The organism is Shimia ponticola (assembly GCF_007995215.1).
GTDB lineage: Bacteria > Pseudomonadota > Alphaproteobacteria > Rhodobacterales > Rhodobacteraceae > Shimia_B > Shimia_B ponticola.
The window spans coordinates 309,427-331,075 of sequence record NZ_VCDK01000002.1 but is presented as its reverse complement, the minus strand read 5'-3'; the positions used below and the strand labels follow the sequence as shown (position 1 = coordinate 331,075).

The window sequence follows — 21,649 nt, the reverse complement described above, 5'->3', positions numbered from 1 at the left end:
TCGCAGGTGATGGTGCCCCGCAAGCCAAGTGCCAGCCACCGCGCGGCATGCGATGTCGCATATGGGCGGGCACATCCGCGTGGCGTTCCCCATGGATTGTGCATGGTTACGCTGTCCGAAATTGAGTCCAAGCTGTTGCAGGCCCATGACGCTGGAGACGATGCACGCCTGTCATTGTTGTATGAACAGGCGGCGCATGCCGTTGCGGATGATCCGGACCGCGCGGCTTTTTACCTGACGCAAGCCTATGTTTTTGCGCTGGGCAGCGGTTCGTCCCGGGCGCGCGAGTTGAATGCACGTCTGGTGCGCCTCAACCGGGACCAGGACATGTCCCAGCACCTTTGACACTATCTGCGACAAATTCGGTCGGCTGGTGCCGCAAACGGGCGGCAGAGCGAAACTTGGCTGATCCATGCTGCGGGAAAGAGGGCAAAACGGGACAATTCTCATGCGGACCCACGCACAGGCAGTCGTGATTGGCGGCGGCGTTATCGGGTGCTCAATTCTGTATCACCTGGCCAAGGCGGGCTGGACAGATGTGGTTCTATTGGAACGGGACGAGCTGACCAGCGGATCAACTTGGCACGCTGCGGCCAACATCCATGGGCTGCATGACAATACGAACATCACCCGCATCCAGAACTATACCATGGACCTCTACAACGCGCTTGAGGCGGAAACCGGCCAAAGCTGCGGGGTGTTCCAACCAGGCTCGCTTTATCTGGCGCAGACCGAAAACCGCGAGCACCAGTTGCGCCTGCAGGCCGCGAAGGCCAAGTATTACGGTCTGAATTTCCACGAGGTCTCGCGGGACGAGGCAGAGCGCCTGCATCCTTTGGTGAACTATGATGGCATCCGCTGCATCATGTTTGAAAGTTCAGGCGGAAATGTTGATCCGTCTGGCGTGACAAATGCCTATGCCACCGGCGCGCGGCAGATGGGCGCTGAAATCCAGCGATTTACGCCGGTCACCGCCACCGAGCAGCAACCCGACGGTACCTGGATTGTGCGCACGCCCAAGGGCGATATCCACACGGAATGGGTGGTGAACGCGGCCGGTCTTTGGGGGCGCGAAGTCGCGGCCCTTGCCGGTTTAAAGCTGCCGTTGCAGCCAACCGAGCACCAGTATTTCGTGACCGAAGCCATCCCAGCAATCGAGGGTATGGACCGCCGCCTGCCGTCGGTCGCTGATCGTGATGGTGAGTATTACCTCAGACAAGAAGGCAATGGGCTTTTGGTTGGGGCCTATGAACGCGATGTGCGTTTTTGGGCCGAAGATGGCACACCACAAGGGTTTGGCCACGAGCTGTTTGCCGATGATCTTGAGCGGATCGAAGACAACATGATGCGCGCCATAGAACGGGTTCCTGCCGTGGGCGAAGCTGGCATCAAACGCGTCATCAACGGGCCTATGATCTGGTCACCGGATTCCAACGTCCTTTTCGGACCGGTGCCTGAGCTTTCCAACTATTTCTGTGCCAACGGCATCATCCCGGGGTTTTCTCAATCGGGTGGCATGGGCCTGATGGCTGCACAGTGGATCACCGAAGGTGAGACCGAGTGGGACATGTTTGCCTGGGACGTTGCGCGTTTTGGTGATTGGGCAGATGCGGCATTCACCAAGGCGCGCGTCGGCGATCAGTATGCGCACCGGTTTTCGATCCATTTCCCGAATGAGGAACGCAGCGCTGGCCGCCCTGCTCGCACACGACCTGCCTACGAGATGCAAAAAGATTTGGGTGCGGTCTTTGGCCTGAACTACGGATGGGAACATCCCCAGTGGTTTGCCGACACCCCCGGTGCGCAGGACACCAATGGCTTTACCCGGCAGAACTGGTTCGAACCGGTTGGTCGCGAATGCCGGATGCTCCGCGATGCCGCGGGGATCATCGACATTTCCAACTTTGCCAAATACCGCGTCACGGGCAACGGCGCCTCTGACTGGCTCAACGCGATCTTTGCCAACAACATGCCCAAGGCCGTGGGTCGATCGTGCCTGACGCCTCTCATTAGCGTCCGAGGCGGCATTGCGGGCGACTTCACAGTCACCAAGCTGGGGGATGAGGAGTTCCTGATCATCGGATCGGGCATGGCAGAACGGTACCATCAAAGATATTTCAAGGCGCTTCCGCGCCCTGACACAGTCACTTTCACCAGTCAGACCGAGGCGATGTGCGGCTTCAACGTGGCTGGTCCGAAATCGCGCGAATTGCTGCAAAGGCTGACAAACACATCTCTGGGCACCGACGATTTCCCTTTCATGCGCTCGCAACAGATTACGTTGGCGGGCATTGACCTGATTGCCTTGCGGGTGTCGTTCACCGGGGATCTTGGGTGGGAACTGCACTGCGAGACAGAAGACCAGAGCGCGCTCTACGCGGCGCTCCTTGAGGCCGGTAAGGCGTTTGGCGCGGGTCCTGTGGGCGCGCGCGCGTTGATGAGCCTGCGCGTCGAAAAAGGATATGGATCGTGGTCACGCGAATACAGCCCTGAATACTGGCCGCAAGAGACCGGGCTTGCCCCTCTTATCAAACTGGAAAAAGACTTTTTGAATAAGGACAAGTACCTGGCGCTGAAGGACAACGCCCCTAGGGAGGTTCTTTCCGTGATCGAGGTGACCGATGTCGATGACGCAGATGCGACAGGGGGTGAGCCTATCTTCCTCTTGGACGGCACCGCGGCAGGACGCGTTACCTCTGGCACCTATGGATATACAGTCGGGAAATCGCTCGCGTTGGGATATTTGAAAAGCGCCCCTGCCGGTACGGAGGTGGAGGTTATGATCCTGGGCAAACCGCATCGCGGTATTGTGCTGGCTGAGCCGCCGTTTGATCCGAAAGGCGAACGCCTTCGCACGTAGCCCTGAACTTGCGGTATTCCCTTAGGGGCTCATCGACACCTCTGGGCGCGCTGAAGCATCCCACGCGCAGCCCGCAGTTCATGGATTTATTCGCCCGGATCATGAATCGGCCGGGGACGGTGCAATTGTCCTTGCATTTTTCCGGCTTCGGACTTGCCAAATGAACGCAAGGTTGTGCAGAGGATTGCACTTTTTCAACATTCGGCGCTCTTGCCCGACCTACCTGTGACAGTCTCTGGCTTTCTCGCTTTCGTCCGGCATGACAATCGTCTTACCTTATCGGAGCACCGCGAGCGCACCCGCCGCGCTGCGCATCGAAGGACCCAAATTCATGGCCGCGCGCTTCTTTTCGGATCGTCATAGACCTGTTCATATGGGACCGTTTCCGTTGGAACGGTTGGCCCGAATTGAGACCGCGCAGCCGGACACCTCCCCGCCCTTTCATCCGCTTGAGTTCACCTCGACTGAGCAGAATTCCGTCATTCACGCGATGGCGGAATACCAAGCGATGATGGACACCATTCGCGATGGGCTTGTGAACAAGGTTCAGTCCGAAATCCCCGAGGATCCGCAAGAGCGTGCAAATCACCTGAAGGCTTTTGGCTATTTCTCTGACGCGGCTCAGGTCGGCATCGGGCCGCTGCCAAAGACCGCACTCCTGCAGACACCAGTACGCAATCCTGCCATCGACCGGCTGCGTGAAGATCTGAAAACCAGACAAACCAAGACATTGGCCTCGGGGATCGACCTGATCATGGCAGACCTGAAAGATGCCATGTCCGCGCCACCCACGACGATCGTGGACCATCACACGACCATCGTCTTTCTTTATGACATGCCTCGCGATCCGCACCCGAATGAGTGCGGGACTGAGTGGATCAAGGGCGCGCAAGCGCATCGGGCCTGCCTGCGCGCGACAGAGACGGCAGTCGTCATTGCGAATTACATCCGATTGCTCGGCTTTGATGCCAAGGCACACACAGCCACCTCGACCGATGTCGATTTGAACCAATGCACCTTGTCAGCCGGGCTCGCGACCATTGAGCATGGGCAACTCACCAACCCTTACCTTGGGACGCGCTTTGGGGTTGCCGTCGTGACGACGTCCCTAGATTTGACCCATGACCGCCCTCTTGCCCCTTTGGCCGATCAACCACGTTGGAAGACGCACGGCCCGGCATGGTGGCTTGGCGCGGCCTCGGCCAAATCGGCGCGGACACTTGATCCCTATACGACGCGCAGCTTTCGCGATGGCGCGCATCCTTTTGAGACACTGAAACGGGTCGATGCCCCCACGACCTACATGGATGAAGAGGCCATTCCGCGCGTGCCCAAGCGCACGGACATGTTCGCCCGTGCTCAGTTTGGCGACATGGGAAAAGCCAATCAGAAGAATGCAACCGGAGGCTACTATGCGCGCAAGGCCGCTCCCTCAATGGCACAGCGTCGGATGCTGGGCGCGTTCACCTTGTTGCAGGACGGCGAGCCTGCGCCTGCGCAACACAAGCTTGATCCACAGGACGCTGCCGATCTGATCAAGGCGACGTCGTATTATCTCGGCGTCGACGCCGTGGGCCTGTCCCGCTGCCCCGATTGGGCGTGGTATTCCCATGACGCCACCGGCACAGCGATCAACCCACCCCACGACAACGCTATCAGCATGATCATCGACCAAGGCTATGAGACCATGGAAGGCGCCTCGGGTGATGACTGGATATCTGTCGCCCAATCCATGCGCGCCTACCTTCGATTTTCGTTGCTTGGCGGCGTGATTGCCAATCAAATCAGACGCTTGGGATATTCCGCCAAGGCCCATACCGTGATCGATGGTGACGTCCTACAGCCGCCGCTTCTGCTGCTGTCCGGTTTGGGTGAGGTCTCGCGCATCGGTGAGGTTATCCTGAACCCTTTCCTGGGTCCTCGGCTGAAATCCGGGGTGGTCACGACTGACCTGCCACTTGCGCACGACAAACCGATCGACTTCGGCCTGCAGAATTTTTGCGAAAGCTGCAACAAATGTGCGCGTGAATGCCCCTCGGGCGCCATCACGGCCGGACCCAAGCTGATGTTCAATGGCTATGAAATCTGGAAATCAGATAGCCAAAAATGCACGACCTATCGCATCGGAACGCTGGGCGGCGCGATGTGTGGACGCTGCATGAAGACGTGCCCCTGGAATCTCGAAGGGCTATTTGCAGAGCGCCCGTTCCGATGGGCCGCAATGAACCTGCCCAAAGCCGCGCCAGCCTTGGCAAAACTGGATGATCTGGCCGGTAATGGTGGCCTGAACCCCGTCAAGAAATGGTGGTGGGACCTGGAATTGTCGGAAGACGGCGGCTACCGCCCAACCCGGCATCCCGTCAACGCGCGCGGGCTACAAACTGATCTTGATCTCAAATACGAAGATCAGACCTTGGCGGTTTATCCTGCGCCACTGGCACCACATCCCTATCCCTACCCATTCCCGATGGATCGCGAGGCCGGGATCAAGGCTTATCAAGACCTGATCACTGCCGACGATTATCAGTCGCGCAAGGCCGCTGGTGAACAGCCCGCGCACACATACACCAACGACACCGACAGCCCCGTTCTTGAACTCTACGTCGCCAAGGCAGAGGTCATGTCGGACACAGTGACCAAGTTCGAATTCCGCGCGCCGGATGGCTCGGACCTGCCTGCTTGGACGGCGGGTGCGCATCTCGATATCGTGGTCGCCCCGGAATACCTGCGCCAGTACTCCATGTCTGGCGACCCTGCAGACCGATCCTGCTACCAGATCGGTGTCCTGCGAGAAGACGGAGGTCGCGGCGGGTCAAAGCTTCTGCATCGGATATTCTCCGAAGGCCGCCGCGTCTTTGTCTCGCGCCCGATCAATCACTTTCCGTTGGTCGAGGACGCGTCGCACAGCGTGTTGATTGGCGGCGGTATCGGTATCACGCCGCTGATCGCAATGGCACACAGGCTGCACGCCTTGGGCAGCTCATTTGAACTGCATTATTGCATGAAATCAAGGGTATCCGCCGGATACCTCACAGACTTGGCCGAAGTCGCTTGGGCGGATAAAGTCACACTTCACGTCTCTGACGAGGGCTCTCGCGCTGATCTAAGCGCAGTCTTAAAGCCATACGCCGACGGGCGGCATCTCTACACCTGCGGACCGGACGCATTCATGAACGCAGTCTCAGACGCAGCACACAGCGCTGGCTATCCCGAGGATGCCTGCCGCAGTGAGTATTTCGCAGTTCCCGAAGCGCCGGATTGGGTCAATCTCGAGTTCACACTTAAGATCGACGATGGCCGCCAATTCACTGTTCCCGTTGATAAAACTGCGACGGACACCCTTGCTGAGAACGGCATTCATGTGGATGTGAAGTGTAGCGACGGCATATGCGGTGTGTGCCGCTGCGAATTGAAGTCAGGCGATGTCGAACACCGCGACTACGTGCTTTCACAGGCACAGCGCGAGCATTCGATCATCTTGTGCCAATCCCGCGCCGCCAAGCCGGGCGGGACCATCGAAATAGCGTTGCCGGACTGACGTTGGTGCCGTAAGCGCATCAAATGGCTGACCCTTTGGACATCTACCTCGTCGCGACACCAGGCTTGGAACACTGGGTATTGGACGAAGCCCGCGCTCACGGCTTTGACGCACAGGCGGCCGGGACCGGCGGCGTGACATTCCAAGGATCATGGGAGGATGTCTGGCGCGCAAACCTTTGGCTGCGTGGGCCGACCCGTGTGCTCGTTCGACTTGGCGCATTTCGCGCGATGCATCTGGCTCAGCTTGATAAACGCTCGAAACGCTTTCCTTGGTCTGACACTCTGAGAGGTGACATTCCGATCAAGGTTGAGGTCACTTGCCGAAAATCGCGCATCTATCATGCAGGAGCCGCCAGCCAACGCATCGTGGGTGGGTTGACCCATGCGGGTATCACCGTCACCGACGATGCACCTTTGACCCTCAAGGCGCGGATCGAAGATGACTTGTGTACCTTCTCGATAGATACATCGGGCGATCCACTGCACAAACGGGGGCATAAGCTGGCCATGGGCAAAGCCCCTCTTCGTGAAACGATGGCCGCAATGCTGTTGCGGGCGTGCGGATATCGCGGCACAGAACCGGTCGTCGATCCCATGTGTGGCTCTGGTACCTTGCCAATTGAGGCTGTTGAGATCGCCTTGAATTTGGCCCCCGGTCGATCACGCGCGTTCGCCTTTCAATCACTTGCCAATTTTGATCAGGCTGCATGGGCAAACATGGCGCCATCCGAACCCAGCCACACCGATTTGCAATTCTACGGTTTTGATCGCGATGCCGGCGCAGCTCGTATGGCCACTGATAACGCGGCACGGGCGGGTGTGGCAGATCATGTGACAATCGCCCAAGGCGCGATTGCCGATCTGACGCCGCCGACCGACACGCCTGGCCTTGTCATGATGAACCCGCCCTATGGGGCTCGGATTGGCAACAAGAAGCTGCTTTTTGCCCTTTACGGAACAATGGGCAAAGTGCTGAGGGAACGCTTTGCGGGGTGGCGCGTTGGCATGATCACAAGCGATGCGTCGCTCGCATCTGCCTGCCAATTGCCGTTTTTGCCTAAGGAGGCCCCGATTGCCCATGGTGGCCTCAAGGTTCAGCTTTACCGAACAGATACCCTCTGAGTCGCAACAGCGCGTGATCGCGCCTTTCCTGACTGCGCAAATTGTGACACGCAGGCCCAATCTATCGCAATCGCGTGTGACGTGTAACTTAGCCAGTTTCGGCGTATCGGCCCTTGCTGGCCCATATTGGAGGACAGGATGCGATCGTCCCTTGTCCAGTACCTAGCATCCATTGCCCTGGGCCTTTCAATGTTGGGCGCCGGACCAGCATTGGCCTTGGAGACTTCGCTGCGCGTCCTTGGCGGTGACGATGATCTTCGTGATGCTCTGGACGCGGCCTCAGCGGTGCGCAAGCTGGAAGACATCAATGAAACAGACCCCCAGACGATCGTGTCAGCGGCCCTTTCGGATTACCGCAACCTGACGCTCGCGCTCTATAGCAACGGGTATTACAGCGGCGTCGTCAACGTCCGCGTGAATGGTCGCGAGGCTGCGGACATCCCATTGGTGAACCTACCGTCCAATGTTCGGCGCGTGAGTTTCGTGATTGATCCCGGCAGACCCTTTCGCTTCGGTCAGGTAGACATTGCCCCCCTGCCCGCAGATGCCGACCTGGACCTGCCCCAACGCGGCGACCGCGCCCGTTCAGACGATATTCAAACTTCCGTGGACAGTGCAGTCGAGGCATGGCGCGACGCAGGCCATGCCAAGGTCGGTGTAGCGGACCAGCGCGCAACCGCTAATCACGCTGCACGCCGTCTTTCGGTCGAAACGCGACTTGCCCCCGGTCCACGCGTTGTGTTCGGTGATCTTGTCCTGAACTCTGACAGCGCAGTGCGTGCCAAACAAATTCGACGCATCGCGGGACTGCCAACAGGAGAAGTGTTTTCTCCGCAAACCCTTGAAACAGCTGCAACGCGGCTGGAGCGCACAGGCACGTTTTCATCGGTCGTTTTGAGCGAGGCCGATACGCTTGGACCCGGAAACAGCTTGGACATTGGCGTCAGCGTCACCGACGCCAAGCCCCGCCGCTTTGGCTTCGGCGCCGAGGTGTCAACGGATGAGGGCCTTGCGCTATCCTCGTTTTGGCTCCACCGAAACTACCTTGGCGGCGCGGAACGCCTTCGCCTCGATGGCCGCGTCTCGGGCATCGGAAGCACCTCGGGTATCGACGCGCTGGCTGCGGCCCGGATCGACAGACCTGCGGTATTTGGCCCGGACACCAATGGGTTCCTGTTTGCCGAAGCTGAACGTCTGGATGAGCCTGACTTTCGCTCCGACAGGGTGACATTTGGCGCGGGCGCAAGCCGTATCTACTCTCCGCAATTCGAAGCCGAGGTCGGCGTCGCGCTGAACTATTCCAGAACCGAAGACGATCTTGGTGACCGCGAATTCCTGTTTTTATCCTTCCCTGGTTCGTTGACCTACGACGGTCGCGACGATCCACTGACACCCACTTCTGGCTATTACCTGAATGCTGAAGGGACGCCCTTTCTTGGTCTCGATGATACGGCCAGCGGTATGCGCGCCTACGCTGATGCGCGCGGATACTTCGCGTTGGACACCGATGCACGCATTGTGTTGGCCGGACGGCTTCAGTTCGGCACCGTATTTGGGGCGGCGATTGAGGACATCCACCCGGATTTTCTATTCTACTCGGGCGGCAGCAACACGGTACGCGGGCAACCGTTCCAATCACTGAACGTCGCACTGGACGGCGGCGGCGAGATTGGCGGGCGTAGCTTTGCCGGTGCATCCACAGAGGTGCGCGTAGCGTTGCGGGACCGCCTGAGCGCGGTGGCCTTCTATGACATTGGCTACATCACTGACGGCGATCTTTGGGATACCGACGGTGATAGCCACTCTGGCGCGGGTTTGGGCGTTCGCTATCTTACACCCATCGGCCCGTTACGTGTTGATATCGGGGCGCCGACGGGTGGCGATACCGGTGATGGCGTTCAGCTGTATATCGGCATTGGACAAGCGTTTTGATCCGCTGTCTCCTCATATGCCTGTTTGTCGTCCTCGCGGGGCCAAGCGCGGCGCAATCAGATGACCGTGGCATTCTCCAGGCATTTATCGAGGACAACCTCTCAGATGCCGGGCGCGAGGTCAGGATCGAGGGATTTCGCGGTGCGCTCAGCAGTCGCGCCGAACTGGACCGGTTGACCGTCGCTGATGACGCTGGGGTCTGGCTGACCATTGAAGGCGCGACACTAGATTGGAACCGGTCTGCGGTGTTGCGCGGCAATATCCAAATCCGCGAACTGACTGCCGAAACCATCATCATCGCCCGTGCGCCCCAATCCGATGCAACAGACATGCCAAGCCCAGAGGCGACGCCGATCGCGGTGCCTGAATTACCTGTGGCAATCAACATTGATGAGTTGTCCATAGACCGTCTTGAGCTTGGCCCCTCATTTCTTGGCTCGACGGTGGAATTACGTTTTGCAGGCGCGGCGGAATTGGCGAACGGTGCCGCGCGTTTGACTATGGATGCGGAGCGGCTCAACGGTCCTCAGGGTCGCTTCGAAGTTCTTGCTGCTTTTGAAAACGGCTCTCGCAACCTGACCTTCGACGTCCTGCTAGACGAGGCTCCAAACGGGTTGGCCGCAACGCTGATCGGATTGCCCGGCACACCCGAAGTGGAACTGCGAGTTGCGGGCGATGCGCCGCTGGATGACTTCGAGGCCGAGATTGAGTTGTCGACAGACGGCACAGAACGCGTCGCAGGATCAGTCACATTGCAAGGCATTACTGCCTCTGACGAAGCCACATCCGACCTGACACGGTTTTCCGCGAACCTCATTGGCGACCTCAGACCGTTGGTCGCAGACAGCAGCTATCACCCGTTTCTGGGCGCAAGCGCGACCCTGAGCACGACCGGCGAACGCAGCGCTGACGGGGCATTGCGCATCGACGCTCTGGCCCTTCAATCCGACGCGTTGGATTTGACAGGATCTCTCGCGCTCGCCAGCGATGGATGGCCGCAAGTGATTGATCTGACAGGCCAGATCACGCCCCCAACCGGCGACACAGTCGTTCTGCCTTTGGGGAATCCTGACATGCGCGTTGCCGGTGTGGAATTCGTGCTGGGTTATTCGCAAGAGGCTGGTGACACGTGGCAGCTTTCGGCTTCTGTGGATCAGTTCTCACAGCCCGGTCTTGCCATCGGCGCACTGGATTTGCGCGGTGGTGGCGTAATCGATCCGGTTGGCAATAGGGTGAGTGGGTCGCTCGCGTCCAATGTCGCTGCCTTGGCCACGGACGATGACGCCCTCAATACCGCCATTGGCGATGCTCTTGACGCAGCGCTTGAGTTCGCATGGCAACCCGACACACCGCTTGTCCTTCGAAATATCGTGCTGAGCGGAACCGACTATCGTGCGACCGGAAGCGTTGACATTTCTGGCGTGGATGGAGCGGTTGATCTGGCTATCGAAAGCGACCTGCGCGTCGAGGCGGACGACCTTTCACGTTTCTCCGATCTTGCCGGGCAAGAGCTTGGTGGTGAGGCGGATCTTGCGATTTCTGGCAATGTCAGCCCGGTCAGCGGGGCTTTTGACGTGGTGATTAACGGCACGACCACGAACCTGCGCACAGGCATCGCGCAGGTTGACCCTATTGTAAGCGGCACCGCCAATTTGTCTGTCAAAGCGCGCCGCGATCAATCGGGCATTCGGATCGACACGCTGACAGTTGAGGGCGACGATGCCTTCCTTGGTCTATCGGGTCAGGTTGGTACAAATGCCAGCACCCTCGCGCTGAATGCTCGGCTCGGCCAAGTCGAACGGATTTTGGACGGGTTGACCGGAGCCGCGTCCTTGTCAGGGACGTTGCGCCAACAAGATGAAAACATCGGCTTTGACCTATCAGCCACGGCCCCCGGGGACACGCTGGCCACTTTGCAAGGGCGCACCACGCTCCGCGACGGCACATTGGGCGACACCACCATTGAGACGACACTGCGCAGCGATAACCTGAGCGCATTCAGACGTCTGAGCGGCACACAGATATCCGGCGCAATCACCGCCCGTGCAACAGCTGCAGGGCATATTGCCGACGGCGTATTTTCAGCCGACCTGACGGCAAATGGAAGCGGCCTGCGCACCGGCAACGCGCAAGCTGACCTTGCCCTTGGCACAAACCCCAGCATCACAGCCAACGTCACGCGTGACTCCGATGGCACGCTGACGCTAAGCGCCGTTAATCTGCAGGGAGCGCAGCTGACTGCGGCCTTATCTGGCCAGCTTGCACCCGAGCAAAGCGCATTGCGTTATGATCTGAGCCTCCGGGACGTCGGGGCTTTTGTCAGCCAGCTGAGCGGCCCGCTCACAGCAACAGGTTCGCTTTCAGCGTCCCAGGGACCATGGCAGATCGACACAAATCTGACAGGCCCCGGCGGGACCACCGCCCGCGTGTCAGGCACGGCCACACAAGCGTTCGACAGCTTTGACCTTGGCCTGTCTGGCTCCACGGCTCTTGCATTGGCTAACACGATGATTGCGCCCAATCTTGTGTCCGGATCAGCCAGCTTTGACCTGCGCCTCCTAGGCCCGCCCGATGTGTCGTCCTTGTCAGGCATTATCCGTTCCAATGGCGCGCAGTTCACAGCACCGGGATTGCCCGCCTCTCTGACAGGTATTGACGCGACCGTCACACTTGCCTCGGGGCAAGCACGGATCGACGCCCGTACGGATGTCTCGTCAGGCGGAGCGGTGACGGCCGACGGGACGGTCGGTCTGACTGATCCGTTTCGCGGCGATCTTGCGATTGATCTCAGTGAGATCATCCTGAGCGATCCGGGATTTGTGGAAAGCAGCCTGAACGGCGCGCTGAGCGTGCGCGGTCCTTTGGCGGGTGGCGCCCGCATTGCCGGGCAAATTGACCTAGGCCAGACTGAAATCCGTATTCCCGACGCGGTCGGCGCCACGGGCGCGGACGTCACCGGGCTTGTCCACTTGAATGAACCTGCTGCCGTGCGTAGGACACGTATCCGCGCGGGTCTCTTAGAGACGAATGAAGCCTCTGCCGGAACGGGTGCCGATTACCCATTGAACGTGGTGATCAGCGCCCCAAGCCGGGTCTTTATTCGCGGGCGCGGTCTGGACGCAGAGCTTGGCGGACGCATCCGCGTGACGGGAACGACCCAGGATGTGATCACCCAAGGCCGGTTTGAACTGATCCGGGGGCGGCTTGATATTCTGGGACAGCGCCTGACACTGAGCGAAGCATCGGCACAGTTGCTTGGCGATTTTGATCCGCGCATTCGCGCCGTGGCCACGACGCAAGCTGCCGACACCTCGATCAGCATTATTGTCCAAGGAACCGCATCCTCGCCGGACGTCTCCTTCGCATCCTCCCCCACACTACCCGAAGACGAAATCCTCGCGCGTCTGCTAGTCGGACGTGAGCTTTCGCAGATCTCGGCTTTTCAGGCCCTGCGAATTGCAAATGCGATCCGAGTTCTGTCGGGTCAGGCGGGTGAAGGGATCGTCGGGCGACTGCGCGAAGGCTTTGGCCTTGATGATCTCGACGTTACCACCACCGAAGACAACACCACCGCTATCAGCGCTGGCCGCTACCTGAATGAAAACGTCTATACCGGCGTGACCGTCGACAGCACCGGCAAAAGTGAAATCAACCTGAACCTATCGGTCAGCCCCTCGGTCACTCTGCGCGGCAATGTCGATTCTTCCGGCAACTCGGGCGTCGGCATCTTCTTCGAACGCGACTACTAAAACAGGCATTGCGCAAGCGCGGACGGCGCAATCCCAAACGATCCGCGCCGCAGATCGACGCGGCACCCGGTCCTAGCGAAGCATGCGAATTCATCTGCGCGGTGAAGGGGTAAGTGGCGGACAGGAAGGGATTCGAACCCTCGAGACGGTTTCCCGCCTACGCACTTTCCAGGCGCGCGCCTTCGACCACTCGGCCACCTGTCCGAGAGCGGGTCTATCCCTAGACGGCGGTGGGGTGCAAGCGGTTAGCGACGGAATAAATGCATTGCGAAGAGCGCGGCCAGCACGGCTTCGACGGCAAGCGCCCGCCAAATAACTGGACCAACGTGCCCGCCGATCCAATGCCACATGCCGACAGCCATCAGCCCGACGAATGTTGCGGTAGCGCCAGCCGCCACAAGACGCCGCAATTCGGCGTTGTGAAACCCACCGGCCAGAAGGAACACCATCGCCAAACCACCATAAAGAGGAGCCGCGCGCGCAGCCATAATCCGGCTGCCGTCTCCGTCAGGCGCGCCGAGAAAAGCGATGTGGCTTTCCGGAAATACCAAAAGCGCAAAACCGACATACAAAAACACTATCGCACTGACCGTGCATGTCATTCGCCAGAACATCGCGTCCTCCACAGATTGGATGCTCAAGGGCTAATACAGCGCGGCGTTCAGGTCTGTGCCGTCGCGCACTAAGCGCCGCCGTCGCTCTCTCCTATGTCTCCGCCTGCGTCGGTCTCCATGTCATGCACGTCCATCTTGCGCATGCTTTCGGGATTGCGGATCCAGATATCGCGCTGCGCAAATGGAATCTCGATCTCTTCCTCGGTGAAGCGTTTCGCAATGGCATGGTTCATGTCGGATTTCACCGACAACACCCAATTCACATCGCGCAGGATCGCCCTGATCTCGAAATCCAGCGAATCCGCTCCGAAGCCCATAAAAACCACGGATGGCGGCGGCTTGAGCAGAACCATCGGATGGTTCCCGGCAACCTCTTTGAGGATTGCTTCGACCTTGCGCGTATCTGTGCCGTAGGCGACGCCCACCGGCACGATGACACGTCCAACCGAATTGCCATGGGTATAGTTGGTCACGGTACCAGAAATCAGGTCAGCATTCGGAACGATGACGTCGGTCCGATCAAAGGTTTCGATCCGGGTCGACCGCACGCTGATCTTGCGGACATAACCCATGTTGCCCCCAACTTCGATCCAGTCTCCCTCGCTGATCGGACGCTCGATGAGCAGGATAATCCCGGACACAAAGTTCGACACCACAGTCTGAAGACCAAAACCGATCCCGACCGACAGGGCACCGGCCACGATCGCGAGCGACGACAGATCAAGCCCAGCGGCCGAAATGGCCGCCAAGGCCGCGAGGAAAATCCCGATATATCCGATGCCGGAGGTCAGCGCCGTGCGACCGCCAACATCAAGCTGGGTCTTGGGCAGAACCGTCGTGCGCAGCGCCGATTGCACCAGACGTGTCAACGTGAAGCCAGCGACAAACACCAAAACCAGCGTCAGAAGCGACGTGATCGAGATTTGCACACCGCCAAAAGCAACGCCGTCCTGCGCTGTTTGCCATATCTCAAGCAACTCGGCCGGTCTCGTGCCCCAAATCAGCGCAAAGACAGGCAAAGACGCGAGGATCACGGCAAAGCCGACTAAAACCGGCACAAGGCTTTCGCGCCCGTCGGCGTGCCCCCGGAGCAACGCATAGCCGTCGCGGATGACGTCCTGCAAAAGCGCCAGGAGCACGACGAGTGCGAAACTCGCCGAGGCAGAAAACACCACGTAGCTGGCAAGATTGGTGTACCCCAAAGCCGCAGTAATGATGCCTGCTACACCAATCAAGCGCGCGACTTGCGCCAAGAGCGCGACCAACCGATCAAAGAACACAGGAGCCGGTTGCCCCTCTTCGTCCAGTTCGGGGCTGTGTTGCGACATCGCCTGCCCCAACCGGAAAAGGCTGAGCCCCGCGACAACCAACATCGGAAAGCTTAGAACCGATCGTGCCGCGCCTGTATATTGGTCCAGATCAAAGAAGACCGTAATCAAGAGGTGCCCTGCATAGGCCACCCCAAGAAGGGTCAACATGCGCCGACCAATGGCCCGCCAATGGGCATCTAGCTGAAATATCCCCCCGCGCGCATCGTTCGATGGAAATACCCGACCGGCCAGCCATGCTGCGACGAATGCCGCCGCCGCAGCTATCCCAAGCGCGTCGAGTACCAATGCACCGCGCGGACCGGAAAGCTCGGTCAGATAAATGGCACGTGTCAGAGCCGCGACACCCAAGACCGGGCCAAGGAATTGGCCCAAGGATACGATGAACGCGCCCAGTTGCCGTTCGCTGGTGCTGCCGCGCTCTTCAATCCGGGCTGCAGCTCGTTGGCTCCATTGCCGGACGCGCAGAACTAGCACCAACGCAACCGACACCAGCACAAGGATCAAAGGTAGGTTTTGGCGTGCGATTTCGCGTGAGGTTTCTGTGCTCCACAAGCTGGCCACGGTGTCGCGCAGCCCTGCCCAGCTGGCTTGCAGTTGCCGCCACGCGCTTGGCCAGTTGCCGATGACGAACGGGCTTGGGTCCACATTCAGGATCTGTTGCTGCTGCCTTTCGCGCAGGATCGTATCGATTTCCGAAATGATGCCATTCGCGCGTCTGAAAGCCTCTCCTGCTGTCAGTTGCGGCGCCTCGGCGCGTTGGATCTGTTCCTGAAGTTCCGCCCGACGCGCTGCGATTTCAGCGGTTTCGGTTGCTCCTTCTTCGGGCGCAGGACCAAGGCTGGTGAGTTGCTCACGCAACGTGGCAAGCCGTGCTTCGTTGATGCCTTGCGCATCCTGAAACTCACTGCGCCAGCGCGCAACCTCGGCCCGCAAATCACCAAAGGCTGCATCAGAAGCGCGCGCATTCTCAACGGCGACCTCTGCCCGTGCGGCGGTTTCAGACCATTCGGCATAATCGGGGACGTCCTGCGTCAATGCCAGCGTCGGTATCAACGCCAGGATCAAGACAGCAATAAAACGCATCATCAGTTGGCGTCCTCAAACACCGTCGGAATATCGCGTGACGACGTCAGCCAGGCTGGAACCGGCAAATCCTTGCTGCGCAGGAATTCAGGATTGAACAGTTTGGACTGATACCGTGTGCCATAGTCACACAGGATCGTCACAATGGTGTGGCCCGGCCCCATGTCGCGCGCCATGCGCATGGCACCCGCCACATTGACGCCGGTTGAGCCGCCCATGCACAGGCCTTCATGCTCCAGCAGGTCAAAGGCAATCGGGATCGCCTCACTGTCGGGGATGTTGAACGACATGTCTGGCGTGAATCCTTCCAGGTTTGCCGTGATGCGCCCCTGCCCGATGCCCTCGGTGATGCTGCCTCCTGATGAGGCCAGTTCCCCGGTCGTGTAAAATGAATGCAAGGCGGCACCGTCTGGGTCTGCAAGCCCCACCTTCACGCCCTTAGGCTGCAACGCCATGCCGACGCCCGCAACGGTCCCGCCTGAGCCTGCTGCACAGATGAATCCATCCACTTTGCCTTCGGTCTGCGACCAGATTTCCGGCCCGGTCATTTCGATATGGGCCTGCCGGTTGGCGGTGTTGTCAAACTGGTTGGCCCAGATTGCACCATTCGGTTCTGTTTCCGCCAGCTTCGCCGCCAGACGCCCCGAATAGCGCACATAGTTATTTGGGTTGCGATACGGTGCAGCCGGAACCTCGATCAGTTCCGCGCCAGCCAAACGCAGCATGTCCTTCTTTTCCTGGCTCTGCGTTTCGGGGATCACGATGACAGTCTTGAAGCCCAAAGACGCCCCCACCAACGCTAGGCCAATGCCCGTGTTGCCAGCCGTTCCTTCAACAATCGTCCCGCCGGGCTTGAGGTCGCCGCGCGCGATGGCGTCGCGAATGATAAAGAGAGCAGCGCGATCCTTGACCGACTGGCCCGGATTCATGAACTCTGCCTTTCCCAGTATGGTGCATCCGGTTTCCTCTGACGCCTTGCGGAGCTTGATCAGGGGCGTGTTACCGATTGCATCGGTCAGGTGGTTGTGAACCTGCATCTTGGGCCTCTCGTGTTGGTCCTTTAGGTGTAGGGATGCACTGGGGTGACCTCAACCCCGGCTGACATAATCAGCCTTGTGCCGAGGCGTCCCGAAGCGCGTCGCGATGCCGTGCCAGCCAGTGGCCCAAAAGGATCAGCGGCGCGTTGCGAAACTGATCTTGGTCGAGCCAATCCTCGAAAGTCGCATAGTCGAACAGATGCGACCGAATGTTTTCATCCTCGGTTTCCACCCCACCAATGCCCTCAATGCCATCCGGCAAATCCGCGATCCCGACGAACAATGTGAGGTATTCGGTGAAAGCACCGGGGCTTGGATAGTGCGTGCTGACCCTATGAAGCGTCTGCAATTGCAGCCCCGCCTCTTCGACAGCTTCGCGGCGGGCTGCCTGGTCTGCGCTTTCGCCCGGATCAATGCGGCCAGCTACTGCCTCGACTGAAAATGCGTCTGGGTCACCGCGAAACATCATCGCCGGGCGAAACTGTTCAATCAAAAGAACCCGGTCGCGAACCGGGTCGTAGGGCAACACAACCACCGCGTCAGCGGCAACCAAGGCCGCACGATTGACCACTGGGCTCTTCGAGCCGTCGAACCGTGGAAATGTCAGGTCATGTTCCATCACCGAAAAGAAATTCGAATAGGGCCGACGAAACGTTTCAATCTCGGCTGGGCCAGCGGGACGACCGGGCAATTGCCGAACCGGCGCTTCTTGCTCTGCCAAAACACGTGACCAAGCGCGCGCCCGAATTTGAGCGAAACGGGATGCCAACACTTCGGGCGATATGGCGCCGAACCCTTCCATCGCTTCGCTGGCAAAATGCAGGGCCATCCGGCCCCACGTTTCGATCCATTCCGCCAAATCAAACGCTTGATCTGACGCGACAATCCCGTCGTGAGGCCAGTATATCTCGGCATCGACCGGACCGGTTGACGTTTCAACTGTCACCCGTCGCAGCCCGTACCCAAATCCACCTTCGAAATAATCCAGCCGCGCGCGCACTTCTGGATCCTCAACGAGAATGCCGGCGCATGTCCCTTCTGCCTCAACCGGGCGCGGATAGTCGGCACCCGCAACCTGAACCACTGCGTAACCGTGCAACCAAGCGTTCTGCCAAGGCAACTCGGCCCCCGCCACGATCCGCAGCAGGTCCAAATAGCGAAGCGTTCCATAGAGGAATAGCGGACGGCTCACCGCCATTGCCGCCCGACGAAATTGACAACGATGCAGGCAAGTACGCCTCCGCCCAGTGTCGTCGCGATGATTTCTGGCGTCATGATCCTTTGCCCGAATTCCAACATCAGCTCGAATACGGCAATCACGGCCTGCACCGGCGCGTCGTAGTGTTTGCGAAGCGACCGCGCCACCATTTCTGCAGCGCTATTGAAGAACAAGCAGACCAAAAACACGGAAATCGAGGTTGTGAGACCTGCACCTATCGCGCCGGTCAACCCACCGCCCGCTCGCTTCCCGGCTACGACCCAGCCGATGATTAACCCGAAGCCAAGGTTGATCATCTGTAGGTTCGGCAAAGGACGTTCATCCGCAAATATTGGGCGAACCAACCCCGAGACATGATAGGCCAGCCCTGCAAAGAGCAGAGCGGCAGCAAGTTTCGCGGCAGTTGGCATAAGATCAGGCTGGCTTTGCGATGGTGATTTGCGTCACGTCGCAGTTTCCAGAATGGAATGTCGACGCGCAAGAGGTCAGATAGAAATTCCACATCCGCCGAAACCGGTCGTCAAAGCCCAAGGCCTTTACCTCATCCCAGCGATCATTGAACACCTCATGCCAGCGGCGCAGGGTTTGGCTATAGCTCTCGCCAAACTCAATCGATCCGACAACATCCAGCCCCGCGCTTTTAGCCTGCTTCCGAAGCACGCTAGGCGAAGGCAGCATACCACCCGGGAAGATGTATTTTTGAATGAAATCAACACTTTGCCGGTAAATCTCAAAGCGATTATCTTGGACGGTGATGATTTGCAGCGTGGCGTTCTTGCCCGGCTTCAGTCGGTCGCGCACGGTATTGAAATACGCAGGCCAGTATTTTTCGCCGACCGCCTCGAACATCTCGATTGATGCGATGCCATCATAGGTGCCACGCTCATCGCGATAATCCTGCAGCTTGAACGTCACCTGATCAGAAAGCCCCGCCTTTTCAATGCGATCCACGGCGTAGTTATACTGCTCGCGGCTGATGGTCAGACACGTCACCTTCAGCCCGCGCTCTTTGGCGGCATATTCTGCAAAGCCGCCCCAACCACAGCCTATTTCAAGCACATGATCGCCCGGCTGAGCGCCCATCTGATCGACCATGGACGCGTATTTCGCTGTCTGAGCAGCCTCAAGGCTTTCCTGTCCGGTCGTGAACAAAGCGCTGGAATAGGTCATGGTATCATCCAGCCACAACCCATAGAAATCATTACCCAAATCGTAATGATAGCTGATGTTCTTTTTGGCCTGATCAATCGTATTCCGGTTCATCCAGAAGCGAAGGCGCTCGTACCACTGCACAAAGATCTGGCCTTTGAAGCCGTCAAAGACTTCATCATTGTCGGCATGGATCACATCCATGAAGGCCTGCAAATCCGGTGTTGACCACTGCCCATCTAGGTAGGCATCGCAAAACCCAAGCTGACCTTCGCGGATCAGGCGGGCAAAGACATCGTTGTCATGAATTTCCAGATGCGCCACAGGCCCGGGCCGCTTGCTATCCACACGGAATGTGCGCCCGTCCGGAATGGTAAAGTCAATGCGACCGTTTTCGATCCGCCCCGCAATATCGAACACCTGTCTAAAATATCGCGGCAGGTCCTTCTGGCCTGACGTGCTGCTTAGGATCATCCCAAGTCCTTCCCCCTGTCGATGCTCTGTCGGCATCTGGTCTTCCCGTATGCGTGAGTTTACGCTTTTGCGTGTAAGCCTATCAAGACACGAATTAAAATTCGCGCTTCTCATAGGCGTTCAGTGCCCGCTTTCGCCCCTCATCTGCCGCAACGACAGGCTTTGGATAGTCATCATCGGCGGACATGTTCCAACTTTCTGGGATCGCATCAAAATAACTAAGCGCAGTATCCGAAGGATTTGAGCGACCTTCAGCGATCCAACGACTGACATAGGTGCGATTCTTGTCGAACTTGTCCAATTGAGTGACCGGGTTGAACACGCGGAAATACGGGGTCGCATCCGGGCCCGAGCCCGCAGACCATTGCCATCCCATCGCGTTCGACGCCGGGTCCCAATCAACAAGGCAGTCCTCGAACCACGCCAAGCCGATTTTCCAATGCGACAACAGGTGTTTGGTCAAATAGCTGGCAACGATCATGCGCGCGCGGTTGTGCATGGTGCCGGTCACGTACATCTCGCGCAGGCCTGCATCGACAAACTGAATGCCGGTGCGCCCGTGCTTCCACGCCTGCACTTCCTTCAATCGTTCATCTTCGTTCCATGGGAACGCGTCCCATTCTTCCCGCCAGTTGTCGCTGGTGATGCGCGGCGTGTGATGTAAGAGGTGATAGGCAAATTCGCGCCAGACAAGCTCCTTTAGGAATGTCTCGGCACCGCCTTTGCCTTCCTCCAGCGCGCGCCGTCCCGCGTGCCAACAACTGCGTGGGGAGATTTCGCCCAATGACAAATGTGCGGACAGACGTGATGTGCCGTCCTCGGCCACCAAGTCGCGCGTGGTGTCATATCCGTCGATGATGGAGCGTATGAACACGCCCAACCGCGTCTGGGCCGCCTCCTCGCCGACGTCAATGTGTTGCCGAACGATGTCGGCCCCTCGCTTCATGCGCGCACCAAGGCTCCAATCGCTGAGATCATCAGATGAAGGCCATGTATCTGGCGCAGGGATCGAAGATGGCGCGCTTACGGCTGCGTCGATCTCGCTGTCCTTCACCGCCTTCCACATCGGGCTGTAGACCTTGTAGAACCCGCCGGTTTTGGTCTGGACAGACCATGGATCAAACAGCAAGTGGCCGGAAAAACTGCGCGCCTCGACACCGTTATCCTTCAGAGCGGATTTGATGTTGGCATCCCTGTCCTGCAACACTGGCTCATAGGACCGCGACCAATACACACCGCAGGCTCCGGTTTCCTTTACCAGCGCCTCCAACACCTCTTGCGCTAGTCCTTTGCGAAGGATGAGCCTACTACCCTTTTTCTCCAGCGTCTTGGCAAGCGTTTCAACGCCCAACCCCAGCCGCCACATCGGGGCTGCACCCAGACGATCGACACCTTCATCGTTGATGAAGACCGGGATCACCGGGTGACCGGATGCACATGCGGCTGACAAGGCTGGATGATCGCTCAGGCGCAAATCACGCCGGTACCACAACAGGATAGGAGGTTTCTCTGACATCGCGCCCTTTCGTCCGGGCGTCT

At 58.8% G+C, this 21,649-nt stretch carries 13 protein-coding genes and 1 tRNA gene; 6 read left to right on the top strand and 8 right to left on the bottom strand.

Going from position 1 to position 21,649, the window contains the following annotated elements:
* The first annotated feature begins 102 nt into the window (after positions 1 to 102).
* The 6 genes from FE702_RS02940 to FE702_RS19000 all read left to right on the top strand — a co-directional run bounded on the left by FE702_RS02940 (position 103) and on the right by FE702_RS19000 (position 13,203).
* Positions 103 to 345 (top strand): hypothetical protein, encoded by a 243-nt coding sequence (locus FE702_RS02940; RefSeq protein ID WP_147124712.1) that lies wholly within the window; start codon positions 103 to 105, stop codon positions 343 to 345.
* A 103-nt stretch (positions 346 to 448) separates the two neighbouring features.
* The gene (locus FE702_RS02935) at positions 449 to 2,860 is read left to right on the top strand and encodes a GcvT family protein (RefSeq protein ID WP_147124711.1); all 2,412 of its coding nucleotides are present in this window, start codon (positions 449 to 451) and stop codon (positions 2,858 to 2,860) included.
* Between the two features lie 331 nt (positions 2,861 to 3,191).
* A complete protein-coding gene (locus tag FE702_RS02930; RefSeq protein ID WP_147124844.1) occupies positions 3,192 to 6,398 on the top strand; it encodes a 2Fe-2S iron-sulfur cluster-binding protein in 3,207 nt (1,068 codons plus the stop codon).
* A gap of 23 nt (positions 6,399 to 6,421) precedes the next feature.
* Positions 6,422 to 7,522 carry a THUMP domain-containing class I SAM-dependent RNA methyltransferase gene (locus tag FE702_RS02925; protein WP_147124710.1) on the top strand — a complete coding sequence of 367 codons (1,101 nt, stop codon included), beginning with the start codon at positions 6,422 to 6,424 and terminating at the stop codon, positions 7,520 to 7,522.
* Positions 7,523 to 7,660: 138 nt separating this feature from the next.
* Entirely contained in the window at positions 7,661 to 9,454 is a 1,794-nt protein-coding gene (locus FE702_RS02920; protein ID WP_147124709.1) for an autotransporter assembly complex protein TamA, read from the top strand.
* A 2,507-nt stretch (positions 9,455 to 11,961) separates the two neighbouring features.
* A complete protein-coding gene (locus FE702_RS19000) occupies positions 11,962 to 13,203 on the top strand; it encodes a translocation/assembly module TamB domain-containing protein (protein ID WP_430303140.1) in 1,242 nt (413 codons plus the stop codon).
* 114 nt (positions 13,204 to 13,317) lie between these two features.
* On the opposite strand, the gene FE702_RS02910 is transcribed toward FE702_RS19000, so the two are convergent.
* From FE702_RS02910 to FE702_RS02875, 8 genes are all read right to left on the bottom strand, one after another.
* Positions 13,318 to 13,407, bottom strand: a tRNA-Ser gene (locus FE702_RS02910).
* Positions 13,408 to 13,448: 41 nt separating this feature from the next.
* Complete coding sequence (locus FE702_RS02905; RefSeq protein WP_222611782.1) at positions 13,449 to 13,844, bottom strand: hypothetical protein; 396 nt, start codon at positions 13,842 to 13,844, stop codon at positions 13,449 to 13,451.
* A 41-nt stretch (positions 13,845 to 13,885) separates the two neighbouring features.
* The gene (locus FE702_RS02900) at positions 13,886 to 16,234 is read right to left on the bottom strand and encodes a DUF3772 domain-containing protein (protein WP_255449562.1); all 2,349 of its coding nucleotides are present in this window, start codon (positions 16,232 to 16,234) and stop codon (positions 13,886 to 13,888) included.
* On the bottom strand, positions 16,234 to 17,268 hold the full coding sequence (locus tag FE702_RS02895) for a cysteine synthase A (protein ID WP_147124706.1): 1,035 nt from the start codon (positions 17,266 to 17,268) through the stop codon (positions 16,234 to 16,236). The genes FE702_RS02900 and FE702_RS02895 overlap by 1 nt, the downstream gene beginning before the upstream one ends.
* Positions 17,269 to 17,338: 70 nt before the next feature.
* Positions 17,339 to 18,466, bottom strand: coding sequence for an NUDIX domain-containing protein (locus FE702_RS02890; RefSeq protein WP_147124705.1), 1,128 nt, complete (start codon positions 18,464 to 18,466; stop codon positions 17,339 to 17,341).
* Positions 18,457 to 18,897: a TrgA family protein gene (locus tag FE702_RS02885; RefSeq protein WP_147124704.1), complete on the bottom strand. Its 441-nt coding sequence runs from the start codon at positions 18,895 to 18,897 to the stop codon at positions 18,457 to 18,459. Before FE702_RS02885 ends, FE702_RS02890 begins: the two co-directional genes overlap by 10 nt.
* Before the next feature lie 4 nt (positions 18,898 to 18,901).
* Positions 18,902 to 20,110, bottom strand: a complete 1,209-nt coding sequence (locus FE702_RS02880; protein WP_147124703.1) for an SAM-dependent methyltransferase — start codon at positions 20,108 to 20,110, stop codon at positions 18,902 to 18,904.
* Positions 20,111 to 20,204: 94 nt separating this feature from the next.
* Positions 20,205 to 21,626: a cryptochrome/photolyase family protein gene (locus tag FE702_RS02875; RefSeq protein ID WP_147124702.1), complete on the bottom strand. Its 1,422-nt coding sequence runs from the start codon at positions 21,624 to 21,626 to the stop codon at positions 20,205 to 20,207.
* Between the last annotated feature and the right edge of the window lie 23 nt (positions 21,627 to 21,649).

Coding starts and splice junctions, on each gene's coding strand:
- FE702_RS02940 (WP_147124712.1), top strand. CDS start 103: ATGGTTACGCTGTCCGAAATTGAGTCCAAGCTGTTGCAGGCCCATGAC.
- FE702_RS02935 (WP_147124711.1), top strand. CDS start 449: ATGCGGACCCACGCACAGGCAGTCGTGATTGGCGGCGGCGTTATCGGG.
- FE702_RS02930 (WP_147124844.1), top strand. CDS start 3,192: ATGGCCGCGCGCTTCTTTTCGGATCGTCATAGACCTGTTCATATGGGA.
- FE702_RS02925 (WP_147124710.1), top strand. CDS start 6,422: ATGGCTGACCCTTTGGACATCTACCTCGTCGCGACACCAGGCTTGGAA.
- FE702_RS02920 (WP_147124709.1), top strand. CDS start 7,661: ATGCGATCGTCCCTTGTCCAGTACCTAGCATCCATTGCCCTGGGCCTT.
- FE702_RS19000 (WP_430303140.1), top strand. CDS start 11,962: ATGATTGCGCCCAATCTTGTGTCCGGATCAGCCAGCTTTGACCTGCGC.
- FE702_RS02900 (WP_255449562.1), bottom strand. CDS start 16,234: ATGATGCGTTTTATTGCTGTCTTGATCCTGGCGTTGATACCGACGCTG.
- FE702_RS02895 (WP_147124706.1), bottom strand. CDS start 17,268: ATGCAGGTTCACAACCACCTGACCGATGCAATCGGTAACACGCCCCTG.
- FE702_RS02890 (WP_147124705.1), bottom strand. CDS start 18,466: ATGGCGGTGAGCCGTCCGCTATTCCTCTATGGAACGCTTCGCTATTTG.
- FE702_RS02885 (WP_147124704.1), bottom strand. CDS start 18,897: ATGCCAACTGCCGCGAAACTTGCTGCCGCTCTGCTCTTTGCAGGGCTG.
- FE702_RS02880 (WP_147124703.1), bottom strand. CDS start 20,110: ATGATCCTAAGCAGCACGTCAGGCCAGAAGGACCTGCCGCGATATTTT.
- FE702_RS02875 (WP_147124702.1), bottom strand. CDS start 21,626: ATGTCAGAGAAACCTCCTATCCTGTTGTGGTACCGGCGTGATTTGCGC.